This window comes from Ruegeria sp. BHSA118 (assembly GCF_059613405.1).
Map to the genome: position 1 here is coordinate 1 of NZ_JBXWSM010000156.1, position 1,509 is coordinate 1,509.

Genomic DNA, 1,509 nt, shown 5'->3' on the forward strand with positions numbered 1-1,509 from the left:
CGCCAACACCAGCCGACACCGCTGCGCTTGGAAGAATCTGCCGCCGTCTCCACGCAGGGCAGCGAAGAGCTCTGGCAGACCTTGCCCGAGATCGAGATCAATCCGCGCGTCGTATCCAGAAACCGCCTGGTATCGTATGAGGGTGGTCACGCAGCTTCGCCTTATGACATGCTGCGTACAAAGATGTTGCAGCAGGTCCTGTCCAATGGTTGGCGCCGGGTGGCGCTTACCTCACCATACGCCGGGTGCGGCAAAAGCACGGCAGCTGCCAATCTGGCTTTCAGCCTTGGTCGACAAGAGGATTTGCGGACGCTTGTCATCGATTTCGACATGCGCCGCCGGGGGCTGGCTGAAGTATTGGGCCAAACCGGCAACCATAACATGGCCGATGTCATTCAGGGTGAGGTGCCGTTTCAGGATCACGCCATCCGGCATGGCAACAACGTGATTTTTGGACTGAACTACAGCTCTACCCGCAATCCGGCGGAAATTCTGCAAAGCCGCCGGACGATTGAAACGCTTGAACGGATCGAGGCCGAGTACAAACCCGACATCATGCTGTTCGATAGTCCGCCGTTGATGGTCAGCGACGACAGCCACGGGTTTCTGAAGAACGTTGACTGTGCGCTGGTGCTGACTGCCGCTGAGGAAACCAGTATCAATCATATCGATGTTACCGAACGTCAGCTGGCCGAGCTCACCAAGGTCATGGGGATCGTATTGACCAAATGTCGCTATATCAGCGGGGCCTTTGGCAATGAGTACGGCTCCTACTGATTCGGGCCCGGAAGACGCGGTCATTATCCCGCATTACAACGATGTCCCCAGACTGGAGCGGTGTCTGCGGGCTCTTATGGAGAATGACACGACCGGCACGGAGATTCTGGTTGTAGACAATTCTTCCCCGGTCTCGCTGGACGAAATCAGCGCGGCTTTTCCTGAGGTTCGCTTTATCGTGGAGGCTCAGAAAGGTGCTGCGCACGCCCGTAACCGAGGCGTCGCCGAGACCACGGCACAACGGCTGTTTTTCATTGACGCCGATTGTGTACCAGCCTCCAACTGGTTGGCGGTTGGTCGCGAGATTGCAGACAGGGCCGACCTGATCGGCGGGCGGGTCGATGTCTTCGACGAGACCCTGCCGCCCCGCAGTGGGGCCGAAGCATTCGAGGCGGTTTTTGCCTTCAATTTTCGCCGATATATTGAGGTTCAGGGCTTTTCCGGGGCGGGCAACCTGTTGACCCGGCGCGACGTGTTCGACGCGATCGGCGGGTTTATAAACGGCGTATCAGAAGACCGGGAATGGACAATGCGAGCTGTCTCCCATGGCTACAAACTGGTCTACGAGGATCGGTTTCAGGTCAGTCATCCCTCGCGGCAGGACTGGCCGGCACTCAAGGCAAAATGGCGGCGGACGACGCAGGAGGCGTATAAATTGAGCGGCACCGGAGCCTGGGCGCGCTTGCGATGGGCGCTTCGGGGCGTGGCAATGCCTGCAAGTGCGATTGTGCA

At 58.4% G+C, this 1,509-nt stretch carries 2 protein-coding genes; both read left to right on the plus strand.

What is annotated here, in order from left to right; all coding sequences use genetic code 11:
* Window positions 1–777 (plus strand): CpsD/CapB family tyrosine-protein kinase (locus AC2FNN_RS21595; protein WP_496760573.1); only part of this gene is annotated, 777 nt, incomplete at its 5' end.
* Window positions 758–1,509, plus strand: a 752-nt coding sequence (locus tag AC2FNN_RS21600) for a glycosyltransferase family 2 protein (protein WP_496760575.1), incomplete at its 3' end; no start/stop codon positions are given. The genes AC2FNN_RS21595 and AC2FNN_RS21600, both read left to right, overlap by 20 nt.